The following is a 25110-nucleotide window of genomic DNA, read 5'->3' as shown; positions in this document are numbered from 1 at the left end:
ATTGGCACCCTTTATAAAAAGTAGGTTGAAATCTATTTTAATTAATCACACGTTTATTATTAAATAGTCAAAAAACATTTTTTCTGATAAACTAGAGATGATGGTTTCATTGAAAGGGTGAAAAATATATGACACCAAACCGTGAAGATTACCTAAAATTAATTCTTGAACTAGGTGGCGACAAAGATAAAATAAATAACAAACAAATTGTTTCAGGCTTGAATGTCTCTGCTGCTTCTGTCAGTGAAATGATCTCTAAATTGGTAAAAGAGCACTTAGTAGAACATTCTCCTTATCAAGGCGTCCAGCTTACTGAAACTGGTTTACAAAAAGCAGGTGATCTTGTTCGAAAACATCGGTTGTGGGAAGTTTTACTTGTTGAACATCTAAATTATTCATGGAAAGATGTCAATGAAGAGGCAGAAGTATTAGAACATGTTACCTCTGAAACACTTGCTGATCGTTTATCTGATTTTTTAAAGCAGCCAGAGTTCTGTCCACATGGTGGAATGATTCCTAAAAAAAATCAATTATTTCATGAAAAAAAATGGAGAACATTAGCTGACTTTCCAGTAAAAACACATATACGAATTGCAAGAGTGTTAGATGAAAAGGAACTTTTGGATTATCTCGTATCAATCAATTTAAATATTAATGAAGATTACACAATTAAAACTATTATTCCTTTTGAAGGACCAATCATTATTCAAAATAACAATAAAGAATTATCTGTCAGTCACAAAGCAGCTAATATGATTTTTGTTGATCCATTGTAATCAAAAAAGAAAGGAAGTATTGTCATATGAATGAAAGTATTGCTTTATTTACTATTTTTGGTGGTACAGGTGACCTAGCAAAAAGAAAATTATATCCCTCACTTTTTCGTCTCTACCGAAAAGGATTGCTGAGAGACCATTTTGCTGTCATTGGAACAGCTCGTCGAGAATGGACAAATGACCATTATCGAGAAATTGTTAAAGAAACGATTAAAGAATTACATCCAACAACAGATGAGGCAAATTCTTTCACTGATCATTTTTATTACCAATCACATAATGTAAATGACTCAGGACACTACAATACATTAAAAAAGCTTTCTGATCAATTAGATGTAAAATATCAACTACAAGGAAACCGTATTTATTATTTAGCTATGTCTCCTCAATTTTTTGATACTATTGTTAGACATTTAAAATCGCAAAATATTTTAACAGATAATGGATTTGATCGTTTAATTATTGAAAAGCCATTCGGTTTTGATTATTCATCCGCCTATGATTTAAATAAAAAAATTCGAGCTGTTTTTCCAGAAGAAGCTATTTTTCGAATTGACCATTATCTAGGCAAAGAAATGATTCAAAATATTTCTGCTATTCGTTTCGCCAATAATATTTTTGAATCTCAATGGAACAATCGTTATATTGATAATATCCAGATTACCTTTGCAGAGAGTATAGGTGTTGAAGATCGAGGTGGATATTATGATCATAGTGGTGCTTTAAAAGATATGGTACAAAACCATATTTTACAGGTAGTTTCATTACTTGCAATGGAATGGCCAGTTACCTTTTCAGAAACAGAAATTCGTTCTGAAAAAGTTAAGGCTTTAAAAGCTATCCGACTATATTCAGAAGATGAAGTTCTGAAAAACTTTGTTCGTGGACAATATGCAGAAGGACAGCTAGCCGATAAAACATTCACAAGTTATCGTGATGAATCAAACGTAGCAAAAGATTCTAACACCGAAACCTTTGTAGCAGGAAAATTTTTAATTGATAATTTCCGTTGGTCTGGCGTACCTTTTTATATTCGAACTGGCAAACGGATGACTGAAAAAGGAACTCGTATTAATATTGTCTTTAAACAAGTTCCAATTGATATGTTTCGAAATAGAACAGATGAACATAAAACCAATCTACCTTCAAATATTTTAACGATTTATATTCAACCTACAGAAGGTTTCTCTCTAACTTTAAATGGAAAAAAAATTGGACAGAATTTTGATACAGAACCCATTAAATTAGACTATCGTCAACCTGCAAAAATGGCTGGTAATAGTCCAGAAGCTTATGAACGCCTTTTGTTAGATTGCTTAAAGGGTGACAGAACAAACTTTTCTCATTGGGATGAAGTTGCTCAATCATGGAAAATCGTTGATCTTATTCGACAAGTATGGGATAAAACGGAAGTAAAATTCCCAAATTATGCAGCAGGAACAATGGGCCCTTCTTCTGCTTTTGAACTACTTAATAAAGATGGCTTTCTTTGGCAATGGCAGCCAGATATGTGGTATCGAGAAAGAGGACAACTTTAATAAACAAATTTTATTAAAAAAGAGAGCAAAATGACTAGTCATTTTGCTCTCTTTTTCATTGGCAGTTAAATATAAATACAATAACCTTTTATATCATTGTAAAAAACGACACATACTAAAAATAACTACTCATCTTTTTTATTTAATATAGGCATTCATAGATTAAGCAGTATTGAATTATTCTAATCCTTCTTTAATTGCTTCTGGATAATTTTCTTCAACAATTTTTGCACAGCGTCCACAGAGTCGAGGCAATTTAGCATCTATTCCTAAATCTTTACGAACACAGCGACATCTTTCACAAGTTTCACCCTCAGCCTTTTCAATCAATACTTTCATATCATCAAATTCAATAATATTTTTAGAGGTATCTACTTCATTCTCACTAACAACAAATTCAGAAACAATTAATAATTGAGCAACATTGGAATCAACAGCTTCTAATAATAAACGTACCTGTTCATTAGGATAAATAGTAACTTTTGCTTCTAAAGATTTTCCAATTAATTTGCTATTTCTTGCTTCTTCTAATGCTTTTAATACTTTATCCCTAAATGATAAAAATGCAGTCCAAGTATCCATCAATTCATCTTGATTAGTAAACTCTTCAAATCCGGGAAATTCAGATAATTGAACATATTCTTCTGGTTCTTTTACATATTGCCAAATTTCTTCAGATGTAAATGGAAAAATTGGTGATAACAATTTAGTGATAGTAACAGCAATTTGATAAAAAACAGTTTGCATACAACGACGTTGATAATTATTCTCAGCTTCAATATAAACAACATCTTTTGCAAAATCTAAATAGAAAGAAGATAAATCAACAGTCAAAAAGTTCGTGATTTGACGATAAATTCTTAGAAAATTATATTTTTCATATCCTTCTTCTCGGATCTCTTTGATGACCTGATTTAAACGAATCATCATATATTTATCGACAGAACGTAGTTCATTATAATGAACCTTATTTTTATTTGGATCAAAATCATCTGTATTTGCTAATAAGAAACGCATTGTATTACGAATCTTACGATAGATTTCAGCCACTTGTTTTAAAATATCCATTGATACTCTTACGTCTGCTTCATAATCTACACTTATTACCCAAAGTCTTAAAATATCTGCACCTAATTGTTTAATGACTTTTTCTGGCAGAATGGTATTTCCTAGCGATTTACTCATTTTTCTTCCTTCACCATCTAAAACAAATCCTTGGGAAATAACTGATTTATAAGGTGCTTGCTTATTAACGGCAACACTTGTTGTTAAACTTGAATTAAACCATCCTCGATATTGATCAGAACCTTCTAAATACATGTCCGCTGGAAAACTTAATTCTGGCCGTTGTTGTAAGACTGCTGCATAAGAGGAGCCAGAATCAAACCAAACATCCATGATATCATTTTCCTTTGTAAATTCACCATTAGGAGAACCTGGATGTGTAAAACCCTTAGGTAGTAATTCCTTAGCTTCTTTTTGGAACCAAATATTAGAACCATACTCTGCAAATAAATTAGCTACATGATCGATCGTTTCAGAAGTGATAATTGCCTCACCATTTTCAGCATAAAAAATGGGTAGTGGTACTCCCCAAGAACGTTGACGAGAAATTACCCAATCGCCTCGATCACGAATCATATTATACAAACGTGTTTCTCCCCAAGGAATAATCCAATCAACGGTTTTAATATTATTTAAAATATCTTGGCGAAATTTATCAATTGACGCAAACCATTGTGGCGTTGCTCTATAAATAACCGGTTTCTTTGTTCGCCAATCATGTGGATAACTATGTGTAAAGAAATCAAGTTTTAACAAGGTTCCTTTCTCTTTTAAAAGTTCAATAACCATTGGATTGGCTTTATCATAAAAAACACCTTCAAAACCTGGTGCCTCTTTGGTTAACATGCCTCGACTATCAATAGGTGAGAGAATCTCTAAATTGTATTTTTTCCCCACAAGATAGTCATCTTCTCCATGACCAGGTGCTGTATGAACAAGTCCAGTACCAGCATCTAAAGTGACATGATCTCCCAAGACAACAAGTGATGTTCTTTCATAAAAAGGATGTTGTGCTGTCATACATTCTAGTTCTTTACCTTTAAATGTTTTAATGATCCTTGGATTTTCCCAGCCAATTGTATCTGCTACGGTTGATAATAAATCCTTTGCTACTACATATTTTTTGCCGTTTACATCAATGGCCACATAATCAAAATCAGGATTTACAGCGATACCTTCATTTGCTGGCAAGGTCCAAGGTGTAGTTGTCCAAATAACAAAAGATGTATCTGTATCTAAAAGACCTTTGCCATCAACTACTTTAAAAGCAACATAAATAGAAGGTGATTTGATGTCTTTATATTCAATTTCTGCTTCTGCCAATGATGATTCACTAGAAGGTGACCAATAAATCGGTTTTAATCCCTTATAGATATAACCTAATTCAGCCATTTTACCAAATACACGTACTTCTGCCGCTTCATAAACAGGATCCAATGTTAAATAGGGATTTTGCCAATCACCAGAAATTCCTAAACGTTTAAAGTCTTCACGTTGTTTATCAACTTGAGATAATGCATATTCTTTACATTTTTCTCGGTATTCAGCCAAAGATAATTCTTTACGTTTTACTCCCTTGTTTGCTAACACTTGTTCAATAGGTAGTCCATGAGTATCCCAACCTGGAACATAGGGAGAACGGAATCCAGACATGGCTTTTGCACGAACGATGATATCTTTACTAATCTTATTCAATGCATGTCCTAAATGAATATTTCCATTTGCAAAAGGAGGTCCATCATGTAGAACAAAAGAAGGTTTTCCTTCATTTAATTGTTGCCGTTTTTCATATAGTTTTTTTTCTTCCCATTCTTTTTGCCATTCAACCTCACGAGTTGGCAAATTTCCACGCATGGGAAAAGCTGTTTTTCCAAGTTGTAATGTATCTTTTATTTTCATATTATCAGCACTTCCTTCCTTTTATAAAAAAATAATTTTTATATAAAAAAATACCTTCGTCCAAAAGGGACGAAAGTATTCGCGGTACCACCCAAGATTTAAGACCAATGAAGTCTCCTTTTAAACCGATAACGAGATCAGGCGTTGAATCTTACTGATTTTATTTCAGATCCAATGAAAGATAGAGGATCTATTCAATATCAGGGTCTATCAATCTCTCACCATTATTGACTCGCTCTAAAGAATGATTATTGAATTTTCTAGTCTATCTTGATTAAAATAATTAGAATAGATTAACTTTCAACCTTGATTTCATCAGAGATCAAGGTTTCTTCTGCATTATCAATTGAAGCTTCTGATTGAACAACTTCCTCTTCCTCGTGTTCTTGCGTCTCTTTTGGAGTATTGAATGTTGTATCATTCTCAGAAATATTCAATTCACCAGCCAGTACTTCCTGAATAATTGTATCAGCATCATTTATGTAACCAGAAATTGGTTTTAAAATATCGTCCCATTCATCACTCTTCACTTGTTCTAGTTGTGTTTCTAACATAAGACTCAATCGCTGATGAAAGACACGTGTTTTTTTCTTTAATTCATCTGTTTCTAAAATTAAATGACGTGCATTTTCTGTAGCATGCGTTAAAATTTCAGTAGCTTTTTTCTCAGCTGCAGAAATTAAATCATTTGATTTCCTTTCTGCTGAACTAATTAATTCATTTGCTGTATTTTCAGCCGTAGTAACAATCATATCGGATTCTTTTGTTGCACTATCTTTAACTTTATCCGCTGTATCTTGGGCCACAATAATTGATTGATTTAAGGCATCTTTCAATTCATTAAAATATTGTAGTTTTTCTTCTGAGTGTTTTAATGATTTTTCAATTTCTTTATTTCGTTGTTGTAATTCTTCATAATCTTTTGTGATCTGATCTAAAAAATCATCGACTTCATCTTGATTGTAACCTCTCATTTTTGTAGCAAAGTTTTTATTTTGAATATCTAATGGAGTTAATGCCATATTCCTTCACCTCTTCAGCTTATTCCCACATCAATCACTAACAAATCATATCTTTTATGTTCTCTTTTAAAATAACACAAATTAGCGTCTAGATAAATAGTTTATTACTAAGAAGTTTCTTAAATCAATAAAATACTTATTTTTTTAAGACACCTAAGTTTATTCGATATTTACCTTTTTTTGTCTTATTTTCAATAGCTTGTAATTGAATGCGTCCATATCCCCTAATAGAAATAATATCTTGCAAACCAATGATAAAATCAGGATGTCCATTTTCCATCCAATTTACCTTAACTTTCCCTGATTCAATTAATTTTTTTGAATGTTGCCTAGATATATTGTAGACAGCAGATATTAAATTATCAAGTCTTAGGGAACTCACAGTATCTATTTCCTGAATCCAATTATCTTTCGGAACAATTAACTCTGTATCTTCTTTTTTAGATAAATAAACAGAAGTTTTTCCAATTCTGTCTAATTGGTTTATAATATAACTTTCAATTTCGTTTCCAATGAATATTTGCCATTTTGTACCATTTGATATAATATCGCCGAAATATTCTCTTTTAATGCCCATGTTTACCAATGTACCTAAAATTTTTCCATGTGATAATGTTGCAAACTTTATCGGATAAGTAATTTCAACTAACGAAATTTTAAAGTCCTCTTCGGATGGCTGATAATAACTTGGATAAATCATACAACGTTGTCGTTCAGCATTTTCATATCCACCATAAAATTTATACAAAAGATCATTATTTTGGTGAACAAGTGTTTCTAAAATATAAGCTTGCCTAGGATCTAAAAAATTAGTCAAATAAGGTGAATAGTATAATTCAACTTTTGATAACCATGAATTTACGGTATCAATAAAAGGATGTTCATCTTTTCGAAAATGTTGATACACATTTACATCTATGATAAATCATCCTTTCTATATAAAGTAATTCTAGTATGCAATGGATTGAAGAATAATTCCTAAGCCACCAGCAGCTAAGTTAAGTACAATAATACCAATTATAACATTAAACCCTATCATCCCAATATGAAGATTCAATCGATCAAAAAGACTTAAGTAAGTTTCACAAATTCGTGCAATTAGTTGCCCAAGTTTTGAATCATAAGCACCGGGAAACCAGGATAATAGAGCATAAATAACTAAAATACCTGAATAAATTTGAACAGCTTTATACAAGAATGTAATAATTATTGCTAAAATAAAATTTCCCTCCATAATTCTAAAAATCAAACAATTGTTTATTTGCTAAAGATTGAGCCGTAGCACTATCTATCTCAACAGTTGATGGCGTACAAAGAAAAATTTCATTACCAACTCTTTGAATATCTCCATCTACTGCATAAACAATCCCTGTCAAAAAATCAACAACTCTACGTGCTTGATATTCTTCTATTAAATTAAAATTAACTAATACAGCTTCTTGAGCGAGTACATGCTTTGCAATATTCATTGCCTCAGAATAAATTCTTGGTTCAATAATTGAAATTTTATTTGACGACCTTGTCATTGAGGACTCTCTTAAATGTTTATTTCCTAATGAACCAGGAGTAGCATGCATTGAGACAACCTTTTTCTCACTAGTTGGTCTGTCTGTCGGTTCTTCTTTTTCAGTCGTACGATAACGAGCAGAAGGTCTTTCAGTTAAAGGTGGCTGTCCTTCTTTTCTAGTATGGTTTTCAACCGAATTAAATTGTGTGTTTATCTTCTCTTGCTGATTGTATTCGTTATGACCATCTTCTTCATAATAATCTTCTTCATCACTAGAAAGACCAAAAAAGTTTGATAGAAAATTTTTATTAAAAATTGACATAGATAATTTCCTCCATTTGTACACCTTTGAATATTGCTGTTCCAATATGCATAACTTTATTGTACCTACTTCTCATAATACAATAGAAATTCATTTCCACTTCATATGCATATACAACATTCAGCAATAACGATGATCAATCACCTATTACAGCAATTATTTCATGACTTACTTATCAGAATGAAACAGAAACCCATTAGCCAAATAAATATCAAAATATTATCAACAATTTAAATAGATTTCTTCTGTTTAAATATTTATGTTAATAAAGCAAAGAAATTGCTGCTAACAATTATCTTTCAATTTATTCAGCTAATTTCAAATTAACTAATAGATTGAAAAATACATCTGGTTACTTATTAATTTTACCTTTCTATATTATAAATTACCAATCAAATGCTAATTTATAATATAGAAAGTTTTTTGATGTGTTATGAATCCATTTATTTCGTTAATTTTCAAGTTATATTATCTATATCAAGATAACATACTACTTTTCTGGTTTTTTCTGTTGATCTTGTTAAGTATATTTATATGACATCATCACTATACTAATTCATATTAACCGATTTTATTTGTTATCTTTAATTATCAATTAACATGTATTCCAAATTTCTCTATCGTTTTCTACGGAAGAAAGGTGGTGTATTTAATTCATCATCATTTGGGTTTGAAGATGATTCATCTGGATGGAACGTTTCAAATTCCTTCTTTTCAACATTATCAAAAGATGCATTATCATTGTTTGTACGTGTATTTTGTTCACGACGAAGATCCCAATCACCAAATGCATTTTTTTCGTCTGTTTGAGATTTTGTTTTTTCCATATCTAGCATAGGTGCTTGTGATGTTGATTGTGTTTGTGATTGCTGTCTTTGTTGGCGGTGTGGTTTTCTTTCTTTTTTCGAAGAATCAATACCTGTTGCAATCACTGTTACACGAATTTCATCATTTAAATCTTCATTAATAGATGTACCCAAAATAATATTGACATCTCCACTTGCTGCATTTGTAACAATATCTGAAGCATCTTGAGCTTCAAATAAAGTCATATCTAAACCACCAGTAATGTTTAATAATACTTGTTCTGCTCCATCGATAGAAGTCTCAAGAAGAGGAGAAGAAATAGCTTTTTTCGTTGCTTCTACTACACGGTCTTCCCCACTAGCAACACCAATTCCCATCAAAGCAGTTCCTTGATTTTCCATTACAGTCTTCACATCAGCAAAATCTAAATTTACATAACCAGGAGCTGTAATCAAATCAGATATACCTTGAACACCTTGTCTTAATACATTATCTGCTTCTCTAAATGCTTCTAACATAGGTGTTTTTTTATCCACGACTTCTAATAAGCGATTATTAGAAATAATTAACAAAGTATCTACATGTTCTTTTAATTGTGCAATTCCTTCTGCTGCAAAACGTCCACGTTTTGGTCCCTCAAAACTAAATGGTCGAGTAACTACGCCAACTGTTAATGCACCAATTTCTTTTGCTATTCTAGCTACAACAGGTGCAGCTCCTGTACCTGTACCGCCACCCATTCCTGAAGTAATAAAAATCATATCTGCACCTTGCAGAGCATCAGAGATGACTTGTTCACTTTCTTCTGCCGCTTTTTGTCCAACTTCTGGTTGAGAACCAGCACCTAATCCTCTTGTATATTTAGGTCCTAACTGAATCACCGTTTCTGCCTTTGAATTTTTCAAGGCTTGAACATCTGTGTTTGCAACAATAAATTCAACGCCTTTAACATTTTCTTCAATCATACGATTTACAGCATTACCACCACCACCACCAACACCGATAACTTTGATAATGGCGCCATTGTTAATATTATTATCTAAAGAAAATTCCATAACCATGTATCCTCCTATTTATTTAGATTAGTCAAAGATATTTGCAAAGAAATCTTTTATTTTTCCAGTAACCTTTTCACCATTTCCACTATGTTCCTCATAAGCTTCATAGGTATCTTGTGGTTGTTCTATATATGTTTCTTGTTTGATTTCTTGCTGTACAGAAACAGGTTGTGTACTCATTTTAGTTTGTCCTGGAACTGCTTGTTTTGCAATTTGATAGATATCATTTAACTGTGTAGAGTATTCAATAACACTAATTACATTTGTAAATATAGGATTACGTAATCCCATTTGATTTGGCACATGCAGTTTGACATTGACATCAAAAATTTCCTGAGCTAAGTCGACTACACCCGGTAAGCTTGCATTACCACCAGTTAAAATAACACCACCAGGCAATTCTAAAGCATCTATCTCATCAAGAACTTCTTTGGATTTTTTAAAGATTTGTTCAATCCGTGCCTCAATAATTTCGGATAAATATCTTTCATCCACCTTCACAGGTTCAGACTTACCAATAACATCTACTGGGAATTCTTCACTGGCAGATGTTCGATCCGGATACGCATCACCATAATTTATCTTTAAGGCTTCTGCATTATTAAATGATGTGTTTAACACAATCGAGATATCTTTTGTTACAAATTCTCCGCCTTCTTGATTGACATGGGTAAATTTCAACTGATTATCATGCATAACAGATGTTGTTGTCTGACCACCACCCATATCGATAACAATTGTACCAAAGTCTTTTTCACCATCTGATAAGACAGTTTCTGTTAGAGCTAGTGGTGTAATTGCTAATTCGTTGACAATCAAACCGGCTTTCTCTACGCATTTACGTGTATTATGAATAATGGTTTTTGGCCCTGTATAAATAACGCCAAACATTTCTAAGCGAACACCAATCATTCCTCGTGGGTCTTTAATTCCTTCAAAACCATCTACTGTAAATTCTTGAGGTAAAATAGCTATAATTTGACGTTCAGGAGGAGTTGAGCGAACCATTGCTGCAGAAGCGACGTTTTTCACGTCTTCGTCAGTAATTTCTTTTGACTCACTATTTACGGCAATCATTCCTTGACAGTTTTCTACTTCTAATAAGTTAGCTGGTAATCCTACACTTACATTTTTTATTTTTATTCCAGCTTTTTCTTCTGCCTGTCTAACCGCCCGCTGGATTGCATTGACAGTTTTATCAATATCAACAATAATTCCCCTATTTAAGCCATCAGATTTTGCATTTCCTACGCCGATAATATTCATTTGATCTTCAATAAATTCGGCCACTACAACTTTAACAGAAGTTGTACCTATATCAAGACCTACATACATTCCCGTTTTTACCATTAGTGGGACTCCTCCTCTTTTAATTCCAATATGTAAGCGGGTAGGTATTCACCCGTTTAGATATATTTTTATGATTGCTCACTTCTTCCAATTTTACCATAAACTCTAGTGGTTTAGGAAGCTGATTTTGTGAATTTAATCCTTTTATTTTTATTAATTTTCATTAATAGGTTGCGAATTTTCTATTGCATTCTTATTACTATTATTTTGAACTTTATTTTCAAAAGGATATGAAAATATTCCAACTTCCATATCAATTACACCTGATTGGTTCATTTGACTAGCTACCTGTGAATAATAAGCTAATTTTTTAGTTAGTTCTGAAATATTAATCAATACTTGATTACCATCATTCATAAACAATCTAAGTAACTCTTTATTGACTTTTGATCTTGCATATTCAATATTAGCAATTTTCTTTTTGGATTCAATTGGCAGTTGGTTATATGCCCCTATTACTTTTTTGATAGTTTCTTCTGAATGATCAAAATTCTTTAGAATTGGTTTCTCATTGCCAGACAACGTTGTTTTGTCCGGCAAAATTTTTCCATTTTCTAGAATTGGATAATAATAATTATCTCGTTCTTCTATGGCCATAATTTTGTACTCATCTATTTTTATTTGGAAAGAATTAAGACCATTTAAAGAAATTGTCGCTTTTTTTGCACGTAGAGAGTGTTGGACAATATTTTTTTCATAATTTTTTCTATCATTAAATTGTTTCCAGAGAGAATCGTTTATTTTTAATTTAGATTGTGACACAATTTGCTGTGTCTCAATATTCTTATTTCCTTTTACACTTATATTACTTAGTCTACTTAAAGGAGAAAGGAAATAAGTAATCACCAGAATAGCGAATAAAAAAATAGAAACAATCATTAAAAGCCGTTTGTATAATCGTTTATGTCTTTCTTTTTTAACATTTGGTAAACGATTTACAAATAATTCATAAGTGTTTTGTTTTTTCTCTGTAAGCAACAAACTTTGCGAAGTAGATTTATCGTCAATACTAATGGATTCATCTTTATCCGATTTTTCACTCATAGAAGTGTTTTCAATTATTGATTGTTTCCAGGCCACTTCTTTTCCTTGTTTTTTTAAGTAATCAAGATTTTCTTTCTGCCAAGGAGTGAGCTTTTGTTTTTCTACTTTTTTTGATGAATTAGGATATTCTTTATTGACTGGTTTAGATTTTTTTCTTCTACTAATAACTTTTCTACCCCTTTCAATAAACAAGTTCTTTAATCACCGCATATAAACGATTACAAGCATCAGGAATTCCTTCCTTTTTTGAGGCTTGAGCCATTTGTCGTTTTTTATCATCATCTAATAAAATATCATCAATGGCTTTTATTAATGTCGTTTTTGACAATTCCTGATCAGTAATCATTGTTGCTGCACCTACATCAACCAAGCTTTGTGCATTCTTTGTTTGATGATCATTGGTTACATATGGACTAGGGATTAAAATAGCTGGTAATCCTAAAGCAGTAATTTCAGCAATAGAAGTAGCTCCTGCTCTTCCTACTATCAAATCTACATTTGCCATCACCTCAGCCATCTTATCAATATACGGTTGAATACTAACATTTGTCAACTTGCTTTTTACAAGTTTAATTGTTTCTTGATAATATCTTTCGCCAGAAGCATATAAGACTTGATAAGGTTTATTTTCAAATAATGGTAAAGCTTCAACAAATGCTTGATTGATTTTTAATGCTCCCCTGCTACCTCCAAAAATAACTACGGTTTTGATATAGGGATCTAATTGGTAGGTCATTAATATATTTGATTTTTTGATTGAAACAACTTCTTGTGCACGTGGATTACCTGTAAGAACTACCTTATCCTCTGGAAAAAATGAACCAACATTGGAAAAACAGGTAGCTACTTTATCAACATATCTACTTAAAAATTTATTTGTCATTCCTGGAATACTATTTTGTTCATGAATAATTGTTGGGATTTTTAATTGTTTTGCTGCATAGATAACTGCACCAGAGACATAGCCACCAGTGCCAATAACAATATTCGGTTGAAATTCACGTAAAATCTTTTTTGATTTTCTGATACATTCAAAAAATAAATAAACGGTTTTTATATTTTGTATACTTAAAGACCGTTTAAATCCCTGTGTATGTATCTGTTCAAATGAGATTCCACGAGTTGGAACAATATTACTTTCTAATCCATTTGTAGAACCTACGTACAAAAATTCAGTTGCTGGTTCAATTTTTTTTAAATGATCAATTAGTGCTAAAGCTGGATAGATATGTCCGCCAGTTCCACCACCAGTTACTAATACCTTCATTGTTTTATCTCACTTTTCATTTTCTTTTAATTGTTCCACTGCTTTAATAAAAGCTTCTCCACGTATTTCAAAGTTTGGGTATTGATCCCAGCTTGCACAAGCAGGAGATAATAAAATAGTATCATTTTTTTGAGAAATTTCAAAGGCTTCTCTCACTGCATCTGTCATATTTGCGGCAGTTTTTATTATTAAGACTCCTGCATTTTTTGCTATTTTTCTTAATTTCTCTTTAGTTTCACCAAATAACACAATTCCCTTAAGATCTTTTAAAACAGGGATTAATTCGTCAAAGTCATTTCCTCTATCTAGACCACCAGCTAATAAAATTAATTGATTTGATGGAAAACCACTTAACGCCATTTTTGTTGCAAGAATATTTGTAGCTTTTGAGTCATTATAAAATTTTCTTTGTTTAATCGTATCAATATATTGTGTTCGATGAGCTACGCCGGAAAAACGATGGAGTGTTTCTCTAATAGATTCATTTGCTATATTATATAACTTTGCTACACAAATTGCTGCTAAGGCATTTTCAATATTATGGTTTCCAGGAACACCTAATTCATCTACCGACATAATAATTTCATCTTTAAAATATAATGTTTCATTTAAAAGATAGGCACCATTAACTACTTCATAGGTAGAAAAAGGTACAACAGTTGCACGGGTAGTTTTTACCATTTCTCTAAGTTCTGGTTGATTCCAATTGATAATCAATTGATCTTCTTGCTCCATATTTTGTTGAATTTGCCATTTTGCTGAAACATAATTTTCTCTTGTCTTATGGTAATCTAGGTGTGCTTCATAAATATTTGTAATTACTGCCATTGTTGGATAAAAAGAAGAAACTCCTAATAGTTGAAAGCTAGAAAGTTCCATCACCAACAGATCATCTTTGGTTGCATGTTGGGTGATTTCGCTTGCTGGATAACCAATATTGCCAGCAAGACGTGCTTTTCCTTGTTGTCTACCTGCATCTAAAATTTGCTGAATCATCATAGTTGTTGTTGTTTTTCCATTCGTTCCTGTAATCCCAATAATTGGACAATCAGCAATTTGATAAGCTAATTCTACTTCCGTTACAATCGGTATGTTTTTTAGCTGTGCAGCTATAATCATGGGATTTGTATAAGGAATACCAGGATTTTTTACCATTAAAGTAATTCCATCTAAAAGTTCAATTGGATGTTTCCCTGTAACAACATGAATATCCAAGTGTATCAACTCTTGGGTATCCTGATCATTATCAAATTGTTTTAAATCATTTACGATAACTTGTGCACCAAGTTTGTGGAGCAATTTCGCTACACTCTTACCACTTTTAGCTAAGCCAAGCACCAAAATTTTTTTATTTTTATAGTCAGTAATCTTTTTCATTGCTGATTTCTCCTTTAATAAATTAGAAAAGAATCCATAAGGCCAAGCCAGAGCCAATTAAATTGATCAACCAAAAAATAATATCTATTTTCCATTCAGACCAACCACACATTTCAAAATGATGATGGATTGGTGACATTTTAAAAATACGTTTTCCTGTTAATTTATAAGAGCTAACTTGCAATATAACACTTAATGTTTCACAAATATAAACAAAACCAATTAACAATAATGTCCATTCTTGTTTTAACATAATAGCAATTGCCGCTAAAACTCCCCCCAATGCCAGAGAACCTACATCACCCATAAAAATTTTAGCTGGTTTTTTGTTATAAGGAATAAAACCAACTAAGCCACCTATAATGCTAATACAAACGATGAAGACATCAAATTGGGCTTGTTTCCAAGCAATAATAGCATAAGCTGAAAAAGAAATTGTTGCTAAACCAGCGACTAACCCATCAATGCCATCTGTTAAATTGATAGCATTGGAAAAACCTACTAATAAAAAAATAATAAATAAACCATAAAAATAGCCAAAAGGAATTTCTATTCTACCAAAAAATTTAACGTATTTGGATATCCCTCTTTTAAGAAGACAAAATAAAAAATAATAGCACCAGCAATTTGTCCAATCATCTTCTGAGTAGAAGTTAAACCAAGATTACGTTTTTTAACAATTTTAATAAAATCATCTAAAAAACCCAATAATCCGTAAAGTATTATAGTAAATAATAGAATTAAAAGAGAAGGAGTCACTTCTTTTTGCCAAATTCCTACCATTAGTGCAGTAATTATACTAGCTAACAGAAAAATAACGCCTCCCATAGTCGGTGTTCCTGTTTTACTATTATGCCAAGTAGGTCCTTCTTCTCTTGTTACCTGTCCCTGTTTTTTTATAAGAAAATAACCAATAAATAATGGCATGATAACAATTGTTAATGCAAAACTGCACACTAAGGGAATAAAAATTTGTGTCCATTCCATACGATCTCTCCTAATTTTTTCCGATATAGTCTACTCATTCTAATTAATTTTCAATTGTTAATGTTCATCTTCAATTTTATATTCAACTGTCTCCCTTATAATTCTCTTATTATAAGAGAGGAGTTTTTTATTTCTAATTATTTTATTTATTATTTGGTTCTTGAATATCCGTAGCTAGTTTTAAGAGTGGATTTGCAATATCACCTAAATCTTTTTGAACATAGGTTTTAGGTCGTTTTATAGTTAGATAAAAAATATATTCTGGATTTTCTGATGGCATCATTTCAACTACTGAATAAGTATAATCTGTTTTTCCGGCTAAATAACCATTACTACCTGTAATTTCAGCTGTTCCTGTTTTTGCAGAAATATGATAGCCTGGCACTTTAAAAATATCATAAGCAATACCGTAAACTGGATTTTCAACTGTATCAACCATATATTCTCTAACAGTACTTGCCGTTTTAGCATCAATTGGCATTCCAACTTTTTCTATAGGTGTTATTTTTTCTTGGTTTGTATTTTTATCAACAATTTTACTAATAAAACGAGGTTTTAACATTGTTCCGTCATTAGCAATTGCTGTATATGCTTGCATCATCTGAAGTGAAGTAACTGAAGTTGCCTGTCCAAAGGAAGACATTGCTTGATCAACGTAATTATTTCCTGGCAATCTACCAATTCCTTCATTCTCTAAACCAGAATTAGTGCTTTTTCCAAAGCCAAATTTATGCATATACTCTTTCCACTTATTTCCACCCAATCTTTCTTCTAAATGTACCATACCAATATTGCTTGACCAAGAGAGTGCTTGTCTGTAGTTAAGTATATGCTTATTGCCTAGACTTGTATAATCATGATCATTAATCGTTACATCGCCTACCTTTATACCACCATCCCGACTATATGTAGCATTTGGATCAAATTTTCCTTCTTGAATAGCAGCGGCCGTTGTAAATATTTTCATTGTGGAACCAGGTTCAAAAGAATCTTCAGAGACAATGTTTCGCCAGGTAGTATTTCCATCTAATCCTTCTTTAGTTTCTGGATTAAAAGTCGGACGTTGGGCCATTGCTAGGATTTCACCTGTTTTTGCCTTTGCTAATACTGCTGTCATGTCTTCTGGTTCAATTTTTTTCATAATCGGATCTAAAAGAGATTCCAAACGACTTTGTAAGCGGCTATCAAGAGTTGTATAAATATCTTGACCATCTTTTGCTTTTTTTTCTTCGGCCACAGTTCCAGGGAGAGGATTCCCATATAAATCTTTTTGATAATATTGCCGACCATCTTTGCCACTTAAAATATCATTATACATTTTTTCCAGTCCCATTTTACCAACCAAACCCTCACTATCCTTATCTGGATTTGTTAATGTAGTATAGCCGATAAAATGAGAAGAAAATACACCATTCGGATAAAGACGTGCCGGGTATTCTATAAAAGAAATTCCATTAATCTTTTTTTGTTTTAATTCTTTTTCAATTGCTTGTTTTGTTTCTAAAGTTAAATTTTTACCATGAGAACCAAATTCCACTTGATATTTAGTTGTTCCATCTGTATTTTTATTGTTATTTAAATAGTCTAATACTTCGCTTTCTGTCAGTTTGGTATATTTATTTAAAATTTTAGCAATTTCTGGGAAATTTTTTTCTTCGACATATAGTTTTTTCTTATTTACGCCCAAATATTTCTTAGATAAAATTGCCGTAACAGAATAAGAAGTAGCATCCTCAGCGATTGGGTTCCCATAACGATCAAAAATTGTTCCTCTTTTTGCTTTGATTACATTGCTTCCCTGATATAACTCTTTTGCTCTCTTCTCCAATGATTCTCCAGCAACCTTACCGGTCACAGTGATATAGGTCAATCGGTAGGCAAACAAAAAGAACAATCCAATACTCGTAGCAAATAATATAATGCCTACTTTTTTACGATTGTTCATCGGATTTACATTTTTATTTTGAATATATTTCTTAATTTTACTCTTTACATTCATTATTTCACTTTCCTCAAATTACCATCAATTTCTGATAAGCCTTGTTTTTTACCAATTGATTTAATACGATCTGCCTTAGAAAGTTCACTTTTTTCTTGCTCTAATTTTAACATCTCTTCTTTTTTTCGTTCATTTTTTACCTGTGCTTCAGTAATATTATTCATTGTTTCAGAAATAGTCGTTCTAATCTGAATCGTTATAACAACAATACCAACAATAGAACATAATAATAAAATACAAAGGATCTTTTCAAAAACTGAAATTTTATTTAATTTTTTTTGGGGAAGTTGAAAAGATTCTTTTTTCTGATTTGTTTTCTTAATTTGTGATGCAATGACTGGCTCGTCCATTACAGGAACGTCATAATGATTATGTCTCATCTTCTTTAACTCAGCCATTTGCTTTCCCCCTCTAACTTAAATTATTTTTTCAGCAATTCGTAATTTCGCACTACGTGATCGATTATTTTGTTTTTGTTCTTCTTCACTTGGTATAATTGGTTTTTTTGTGATTACTTTTAATATTGGTTGATACTCCTCTGGTACAACTGGTAGTCCTGGTGGTAAATCTTTCGGTGTACTATATGATTTAAACATATTTTTTACAATACGATCTTCTAAAGAATGGAAGGTAATAACGCCTATCCTACCATTTTTGTTTAATAATTCAATAGCCTGTTCTAAAGAAACTTCAATGGCACCTAGTTCGTCATTTACAGCAATTCTAATGGCTTGAAATATTCGTTTAGCTGGATGTCCACCTGTTCGACGTGCTGGCGCAGGAATGACCTTTTTTATAATTTCAACCAATTCTCCTGTCGTTTGAATCGTTTGGTTTAAACGTACACGTTCAATTTCACGAGCAATTTGTTTAGAAAATTTTTCTTCACTATAACGAAAAAAGACTTTCACCAAATTCTCATAGCTGTAATGATTGACAATTTCATAGGCTGTCAGCGAACTTGTTTGATCCATACGCATATCAAGTGGCGCATCGTGATGATAACTAAAGCCACGCTCTGCCTCATCTAATTGTGGAGATGAAACCCCCAAATCATAAAATATACCGTCCACCTGAAAAACATGTTTCTCAAAAAGTTTTTCTTTTAGTAAACGAAAATTTGCTTTAATAAACGTTACCATTTGTTTTTCAACATAGGGCGCTAGGCGTTTAGATGCAGCAGTTAACGCCATTTCATCTTGATCAAATACATAAAGATGACCTTTTTCAGACAACTTAGAAAGAAGATACTGACTATGACCACCGCCACCTAATGTACAATCTACATAAATACCATTAGGATTTATATTTAATTCGTTGATTGTCTCTTTCAATAAAACAGTTTGATGGTTAAATGTTTCTGTCATTTCTTTCCTCATCTCTAAAAATTAAAAACCAAAATCAATCATTGTTTCTGCTAATTCATCAAAATTAGCCGCTGCCTCAGTTGAAAATTCTTGCCAACGTTCTTGATTCCAAATTTCTACACGATTTGAAACGCCCACAATCACACATTCTTTTTTCAAATAAGCATATTCACGTAAATTAGCTGGGATATTGATACGTCCTTGTTTATCAATTTCACATTCAGTTGCAGCAGAATAAAAGAAGCGAATGAATGTCCGAGCATCTTTCTTTGAAAGTGGCATTTCTTGCAATTTTTCTTCTAGCAAAATCCATTCATTTTGCGGGTAACCAAATAAACAACCATCCATGCCCCTTGTAACAACGAACTGACCACCTAGTCGCTCACGAAACTTTGATGGAACAATGAGACGTCCTTTTACATCTATGTTATGCTGAAATTCACCCATAAACATAAATAGTTTCCCCGCTTTTTCATTTAATAAAGTTAGTCTACCATAATCCACCACTTTCTACCACTAAAAAAACTAAATCTCTCTCTTTTTTAATAGGATTTAAAAAAAATGTAAACTTTTATAATTTTTTTGTATAAGGATAAGTAAAAATTAATACTTATTGAAAAAATTTGTATATCACGAAATAATTTTAGCTTAGCAAATGATATTTTTAATAAATTATATTTATAGTGATTTGCATTCTAGCTTTATCTGACTAAAATAAAAAAGATCAACTCAAGTAATAAATAATATTTAAAAGAACAAATAAACTATAAAACAATAAACTAAATAGAAAAGTTAGTCGCCAAAAGGTCTTAAAATATCTACTGTATAAAAGTTCGCCATAAGAAAATGCTTGAAAAATAGCTGTAATAATTCCCAAGATTAAAATAGACAAAATTAAGTAGGGAAGAATCGATTTCCCATAAGTATCTTTTGATAATTCATTTAACCCTAAAAATAAAAATGGAATAGAAAAATCAGGTGCTTTAATTTTATAACGTTTCAATAAGGGAATAGAAGAAACAATAAATTTTCCAGCAAACAATACAATAACTGGAAAAACATACCAAAATAACATAATAATCGAGAATGCTTTCATTCACAACAAATCCTTTCATATCTACCTGATTTAATTTTACATTCTATCTACTATAGCTTATTTTCTTGTTAAATTCATTACAGGAATATGGCAATTTCCTTAAACATGCGGCTAAATTATAAGCATTTTAGCTTTAAGTCAATTATAATATATTTAAGCAGATTAAAAATGCAATGAGGTGTTTTTATGATTAATTATTTAAAATTTGAGAACGGTAGTTTTATATCAGAGCCAGTAAGCACTGATACAACTAAATGGCTTTATGTTGAAGCACCTACTGATGAAGAAATCCAACAAATAACCAATAATTATCATTTACCTAAAGATTATGTAACAGGAATATTAGATAATGAAGAAGATCCTCGCTTCGAAGGAGAACGACAAGAAAAATTAAGAAAAACTGAACTAATGATTTTACTATATCCACATGCTAAAAAAAGTCCTAGTGGTTACATGCAATTAAAAACCTATCCTTTTGCCTTAATAATAACAGCAGACAACAAATTGATTAATGTTATTAATAGTTCAACAGATTTTTTTAAACAAATTTGGCGTCAACCAATCCTTAACACACAGCTACCTCTAGCTGAAGCAATTCTTCTAGAGATTGCTTGGCGTATTTCTTTGACTTATAATTCATTTTTAAAAGAAATGATTAAGCAAACAGACAAGTTGGAAGGTGAGTTGAAAGTAACCACCGAAAATAAACAGCTTTATCAAATAATGGATATTCAAAAAAGTCTCGTTTATTTTGAATCAGCTTTATCTGCAAACTTACATGTCATAAATATGCTATATGGCGAACAATTATTTAGTAACCCTGAAAACAACAGTCAACAATTGCATGATATTCTCGTAGAAATTAAACAGGGACTTACAACGACTCGAATTCAATTAAAATTAGTTGATAAAATTAGTGATACCTTCTCCGCCATTGTTTCAAATAATCTTAACAACGTTATGAAAATTTTAACTTCCTTGACTATTGTCTTAACAATTCCTACAATTATTGGTGGAGTTTTTGGAATGAATGCTAAACTTCCATTTGCTGATCGTGAAAATACCTTTTGGTGGATCTTCCTAGTTACCGTTGTACTATGTATTTTAACCATTCGAGGATTAAAAAAGAAACATTTACTTTAATTGTGGTTGATGATTTTTCAAAAAGGAGGTAAACTGTAGATAAAATAACCAATAAAAAAGGACGTGTGTTTTATGGACAAAAAACAGCAGAGTACTTTTTCTAAGCTAACAAAAGTTGTTGTCTGGTTAATGCTAATTGTGACCGTCGGTTCTGTTTTATTAACGGCAATACTAAATATATGATTTTAAGAGTTAACGACTTAAAATAAGCAGTCATTTATAAGACATTAAAATTTTGCTTATTTTAAGAACGTTGCTTTTTTTGTGGATAAAAAATATTCATTTATTATTACTATATTTGATTAATAATTGGCTAAATATCTCTGTTCATTCCATGAATTAACTAATTATAGATTTTATTGAATAAAATTCTCTTTTTCTTGGTTAACTGTTTAATTTTTGTTAGCCATATTTAATAATTCTTGTGCATGCTTTAAAGTTAAGGTAGTAATTTCGCTACCAGAAAGCATACGGGCAATTTCAGTCACACGTTGATTACTTTTCAAAACCCTAACTATCGTTTCGGTTCTTTCATCTATAATATTTTTTTCAATAAAATATTGATAGTCTGCTACAGCTGCGACTTGTGGTAGATGTGTAATGCATAAGACCTGTGAATTTTTTGAAATTTGATAAATTTTATCTGCAATTGCTTGTGCAACACGTCCGCTCACACCTGTATCCACTTCATCAAAGACAATACTGGTTATTCCTTGTGATTTTGAAAAAATTGTTTTTAATGCCAGCATGACACGAGATAATTCACCTCCAGAAGCTACCTTTACTAGGGGTTTCAACGGTTCACCAGGATTTGTTGTAATATAAAATTCAATAAAATCTAAACCAGCATCAGATAATTTATTTGGTGAGAGTGGTGTGAAATGTACACTAAATTCTGAATGTTCCATATAGAGTTCTTTTAGCTCTTTTAAAATACTTTTTCCTAATTTTTTAGCTACTTCTTTGCGAATTTTACGTAGTTCCAATCCTTTTTCGATTGTCTTAGCCTGTTTTTCATTTAACGCAGTTTCCAATTGATCTTCTCTACCTTCTAGTAGACCTACTTCTTCCAATTCATGAGTAATCTCTTCATAATAAGCTAATACTGCTTCAATAGAGTCACCATATTTTCGCTTTAATTGTCGCATCAATTCAAGTCTATTTTCTACTTCATTTAAACGTTCTTCATTTAATTCTAAATTATCCATCAAATGAGCAATGTCCCCACTAGCTTCCTGGAGAAGATAATAACTATTTTGTACTGTTTCGGCGATTGTTTTATAAGCTGGATCTAGTGTTTCAATTGTTGTTAATTCATTCATTGCTAATCCAATTTTATCTAAACTACTGTCTTCACCATTAATAGCTTCATAACTAATAGAAAATGTATCAGCTATTTTTTGAAAATTGGCTAATTTGTTCTTTTCTTCCAACAATTGTTGTTCTTCATTAACAACCAATTTTGCTGAGGCAATTTCTTTTTGTTGAAATTGCAACATGTCCATTCGTTGTGCAAATTCTTTTTCATTTTTCTGATGATTTTTTACCTTTTTTTCTAACAAGCGATATTCTTTGTATAATTCTTTATATTGCTTTTTAATTTGCTCTAATTCCTTACCACCAAATTCATCTAGCATTTCTATATGCTTATCACTTTGCATTAATTCTTGGTGCTCGTTTTGGCCATGAATATCTACCAAATATTCACCAATTCTGCGTAGATTAGAAAGAGTAACAATTCGTCCATTGATACGACAAACATTTTTGCCAGTATTGGAAATATCTCTTTGAATGAGTAGGGAATCTTCTTCAATTTCAATTCCTAATCCTTCTAATAAATGGATTAATTCCAAATTCTTAGGCATCTTGAACAATCCTTCTAACGTACATTTTGACGTTCCCTGCCTAATATAATCACTAGAACCTCTTCCACCTACCAATAAAGCCATAGCATCGATGATGATAGACTTACCTGCACCCGTTTCACCAGTCAAGACGGTCATGCCAGATTGAAATTCCAATTGTAGAAAAGAAATAATTGCAAAATTCTTGATAGAAAGTTCCTGCAACATATCTGATCACCTCAAATTTATATGTTTATATATACTGGATAAATTTTTGTTTTAACCATTCAGCAGCTACCTCACTACGTGCAATAATTAGGACACCAGTATCATCATTAATAGCAGAAAAAATTTTTTGTTTAAAGTTTTTTTGAATCAATGTTGAGCTGGCTGCAGCATTTCCTGGTATTGTATGTAAAATAACATACTTTTCCATTTGATCTACAGAAATTAATGCATCTTGTAACAATTTTTTTAAACGTGCTTCTGTATTTTTAGCTTGTTCATTAGGCATACTATAACGATAACCACCCGTTTGAGCGGGCACCTTAATTAATTTTAACTCTTTAATATCTCTAGAAATTGTTGCTTGCGTAACCGAAATGCCTTTCTCTTGAAGATAGACTACAAAGTCTTCTTGTTTTTGAACTACTTTTTCTATTAGCAATTGTTTAATCAATTGATGTCTTTCTTTTTTTCGCAAATTTACCATTCTCCTTATGGTTTTTCTCTTTATTGATTCTTAAGATCACCATTTAATAAAAAATAAAAACGCTACTTCTTAAGACACAAACTATAAATTTTTGCTTGTTTTTTCTTTTATTTATCTAGCTGTTCATGAGCGGATTGAACTACTTCTATTATTGTTTTATCTGCTTCATAGGTGCCTAATTGATCCACAGTAATTAGATGAATCAAAAACTCAATATTTCCTTCTCCTCCTGTAATTGGTGAAAAGTCTAATTGCTTGATAGTATAACCATGCTGTTGGGCAAAATGAACAATTTTTTCTAGTACTTCTTGATGTACTTTTGGATCTTTAATAATTCCTTTTTTTCCAACTTGTGACTTTCCTGCCTCAAATTGTGGCTTAATCAATGCAACCACAGAGCTATTTAATTTCAGAATGGCATGTAAAGGAGGTAAAATTAATTGTAAAGAAATAAAAGAAACATCAATCGTAGCAAAATCAGGTTGTCCATATATAAAATCATCAGGTTTACTATAACGAAAATTTGTACGTTCCATTACAATTACACGTTTGTCTTGTCGTATCTTCCATGCTAATTGATTGTAGCCTACATCTAGAGCATAACTTAATTTGATACCATTTTGTAATCCAACATCAGTAAAACCTCCAGTTGAAGCCCCAATATCTAACATGATTTGATCTTTTATTTGTAAATTAAAGACTGCCAATGCCTTTTTTAATTTTAAACCACCTCTGGAAACGTAGGGAGATAGTGTTCCCTTAACATGCAATTTAGTTTCAATTAAAATTTTTTCTCCTGGCTTGTTTAAACGTTCATTTTTATCATTATAAACCAAACCGGCCATGATTCCTCGTTTTGCTTGTTCTCTTGTATCAAACAAGCCTTGATTTAAAGCCAAAACATCTATCCGTTCTTTTTTCATAGTTACA

22 protein-coding genes and 1 pseudogene are annotated in these 25110 nt (G+C 31.6%); 4 read left to right on the top strand and 19 right to left on the bottom strand.

All coding sequences use genetic code 11. From position 1 onward, the window contains the following. Nucleotides 1-128 precede the first annotated feature (128 nt). Nucleotides 129-776 carry a transcriptional regulator EfaR gene (efaR, locus tag MPTP_RS03470; protein WP_013773686.1) on the top strand — a complete coding sequence of 216 codons (648 nt, stop codon included), beginning with the start codon at nt 129-131 and terminating at the stop codon, nt 774-776. A 26-nt stretch (nt 777-802) separates the two neighbouring features. Then, the gene (gene zwf / locus MPTP_RS03465) at nt 803-2314 is read left to right on the top strand and encodes a glucose-6-phosphate dehydrogenase (RefSeq protein ID WP_013773685.1); all 1512 of its coding nucleotides are present in this window, start codon (nt 803-805) and stop codon (nt 2312-2314) included. 177 nt (nt 2315-2491) lie between these two features. On the opposite strand, the gene ileS is transcribed toward zwf, so the two are convergent. From ileS to MPTP_RS03385, 16 genes and pseudogenes are all read right to left on the bottom strand, one after another. Then, nucleotides 2492-5278, bottom strand: coding sequence for an isoleucine--tRNA ligase (ileS, locus tag MPTP_RS03460; protein WP_013773684.1), 2787 nt, complete (start codon nt 5276-5278; stop codon nt 2492-2494). Nucleotides 5279-5571: 293 nt separating this feature from the next. Continuing rightward, nucleotides 5572-6300: a DivIVA domain-containing protein gene (locus MPTP_RS03455; protein WP_013773683.1), complete on the bottom strand. Its 729-nt coding sequence runs from the start codon at nt 6298-6300 to the stop codon at nt 5572-5574. Between the two features lie 136 nt (nt 6301-6436). After that, nucleotides 6437-7219 (bottom strand): YlmH family RNA-binding protein, encoded by a 783-nt coding sequence (locus MPTP_RS03450; protein WP_041363296.1) that lies wholly within the window; start codon nt 7217-7219, stop codon nt 6437-6439. A 30-nt stretch (nt 7220-7249) separates the two neighbouring features. Continuing rightward, nucleotides 7250-7534 carry a YggT family protein gene (locus tag MPTP_RS03445; protein WP_013773681.1) on the bottom strand — a complete coding sequence of 95 codons (285 nt, stop codon included), beginning with the start codon at nt 7532-7534 and terminating at the stop codon, nt 7250-7252. Between the two features lie 4 nt (nt 7535-7538). Beyond that, nucleotides 7539-8129, bottom strand: coding sequence for a cell division protein SepF (locus MPTP_RS03440; RefSeq protein WP_013773680.1), 591 nt, complete (start codon nt 8127-8129; stop codon nt 7539-7541). 617 nt (nt 8130-8746) lie between these two features. Beyond that, nucleotides 8747-9991, bottom strand: a complete 1245-nt coding sequence (gene ftsZ / locus MPTP_RS03435) for a cell division protein FtsZ (RefSeq protein ID WP_013773679.1) — start codon at nt 9989-9991, stop codon at nt 8747-8749. Nucleotides 9992-10018: 27 nt separating this feature from the next. After that, complete coding sequence (gene ftsA, locus MPTP_RS03430) at nt 10019-11344, bottom strand: cell division protein FtsA (protein WP_013773678.1); 1326 nt, start codon at nt 11342-11344, stop codon at nt 10019-10021. A gap of 153 nt (nt 11345-11497) precedes the next feature. After that, nucleotides 11498-12580 (bottom strand): cell division protein FtsQ/DivIB, encoded by a 1083-nt coding sequence (locus MPTP_RS03425; RefSeq protein WP_013773677.1) that lies wholly within the window; start codon nt 12578-12580, stop codon nt 11498-11500. Next, nucleotides 12570-13655, bottom strand: coding sequence for an undecaprenyldiphospho-muramoylpentapeptide beta-N-acetylglucosaminyltransferase (gene murG, locus MPTP_RS03420; RefSeq protein ID WP_013773676.1), 1086 nt, complete (start codon nt 13653-13655; stop codon nt 12570-12572). The genes MPTP_RS03425 and murG overlap by 11 nt, the downstream gene beginning before the upstream one ends. A gap of 9 nt (nt 13656-13664) precedes the next feature. Beyond that, nucleotides 13665-15032 (bottom strand): UDP-N-acetylmuramoyl-L-alanine--D-glutamate ligase, encoded by a 1368-nt coding sequence (gene murD / locus MPTP_RS03415; protein WP_013773675.1) that lies wholly within the window; start codon nt 15030-15032, stop codon nt 13665-13667. Between the two features lie 22 nt (nt 15033-15054). Continuing rightward, nucleotides 15055-16019: pseudogene (mraY, locus tag MPTP_RS03410) on the bottom strand (phospho-N-acetylmuramoyl-pentapeptide-transferase). A 142-nt stretch (nt 16020-16161) separates the two neighbouring features. After that, nucleotides 16162-18018 (bottom strand): peptidoglycan D,D-transpeptidase FtsI family protein, encoded by a 1857-nt coding sequence (locus MPTP_RS03405; RefSeq protein WP_013773672.1) that lies wholly within the window; start codon nt 18016-18018, stop codon nt 16162-16164. Then, nucleotides 18018-18416 (bottom strand): cell division protein FtsL, encoded by a 399-nt coding sequence (gene ftsL / locus MPTP_RS03400; RefSeq protein ID WP_013773671.1) that lies wholly within the window; start codon nt 18414-18416, stop codon nt 18018-18020. Before ftsL ends, MPTP_RS03405 begins: the two co-directional genes overlap by 1 nt. 18 nt (nt 18417-18434) lie before the next feature. After that, nucleotides 18435-19385: a 16S rRNA (cytosine(1402)-N(4))-methyltransferase RsmH gene (gene rsmH / locus MPTP_RS03395; RefSeq protein WP_013773670.1), complete on the bottom strand. Its 951-nt coding sequence runs from the start codon at nt 19383-19385 to the stop codon at nt 18435-18437. A gap of 21 nt (nt 19386-19406) precedes the next feature. Continuing rightward, the gene (gene mraZ / locus MPTP_RS03390; protein WP_013773669.1) at nt 19407-19838 is read right to left on the bottom strand and encodes a division/cell wall cluster transcriptional repressor MraZ; all 432 of its coding nucleotides are present in this window, start codon (nt 19836-19838) and stop codon (nt 19407-19409) included. A gap of 271 nt (nt 19839-20109) precedes the next feature. Next, the gene (locus MPTP_RS03385; RefSeq protein WP_013773668.1) at nt 20110-20481 is read right to left on the bottom strand and encodes a DUF3397 domain-containing protein; all 372 of its coding nucleotides are present in this window, start codon (nt 20479-20481) and stop codon (nt 20110-20112) included. A 186-nt stretch (nt 20482-20667) separates the two neighbouring features. Here MPTP_RS03385 and MPTP_RS03380 point away from each other — a divergent pair, with 186 nt between their 5' ends. Both MPTP_RS03380 and MPTP_RS09245 read left to right on the top strand, forming a co-directional pair. Then, a complete protein-coding gene (locus tag MPTP_RS03380; protein ID WP_013773667.1) occupies nt 20668-21624 on the top strand; it encodes a magnesium transporter CorA family protein in 957 nt (318 codons plus the stop codon). A gap of 72 nt (nt 21625-21696) precedes the next feature. Further along, on the top strand, nt 21697-21807 hold the full coding sequence (locus tag MPTP_RS09245; protein ID WP_064483989.1) for a DUF4044 domain-containing protein: 111 nt from the start codon (nt 21697-21699) through the stop codon (nt 21805-21807). 209 nt (nt 21808-22016) lie between these two features. Here the strand turns inward: MPTP_RS09245 and recN are convergent, their stop codons facing one another. From recN to MPTP_RS03360, 3 genes are all read right to left on the bottom strand, one after another. Next, the gene (recN, locus tag MPTP_RS03370) at nt 22017-23696 is read right to left on the bottom strand and encodes a DNA repair protein RecN (protein WP_013773666.1); all 1680 of its coding nucleotides are present in this window, start codon (nt 23694-23696) and stop codon (nt 22017-22019) included. 25 nt (nt 23697-23721) lie between these two features. Then, nucleotides 23722-24171, bottom strand: coding sequence for an arginine repressor (locus MPTP_RS03365; protein WP_013773665.1), 450 nt, complete (start codon nt 24169-24171; stop codon nt 23722-23724). A gap of 116 nt (nt 24172-24287) precedes the next feature. Beyond that, nucleotides 24288-25103 carry a TlyA family RNA methyltransferase gene (locus MPTP_RS03360; protein WP_013773664.1) on the bottom strand — a complete coding sequence of 272 codons (816 nt, stop codon included), beginning with the start codon at nt 25101-25103 and terminating at the stop codon, nt 24288-24290. Nucleotides 25104-25110: the final 7 nt, after the last annotated feature.

Source organism: Melissococcus plutonius ATCC 35311, assembly GCF_000270185.1.
GTDB lineage: Bacteria > Bacillota > Bacilli > Lactobacillales > Enterococcaceae > Melissococcus > Melissococcus plutonius.
Note: the sequence above shows the minus strand (reverse complement) of the source record. Positions and strands in the feature narration are given on the sequence as shown.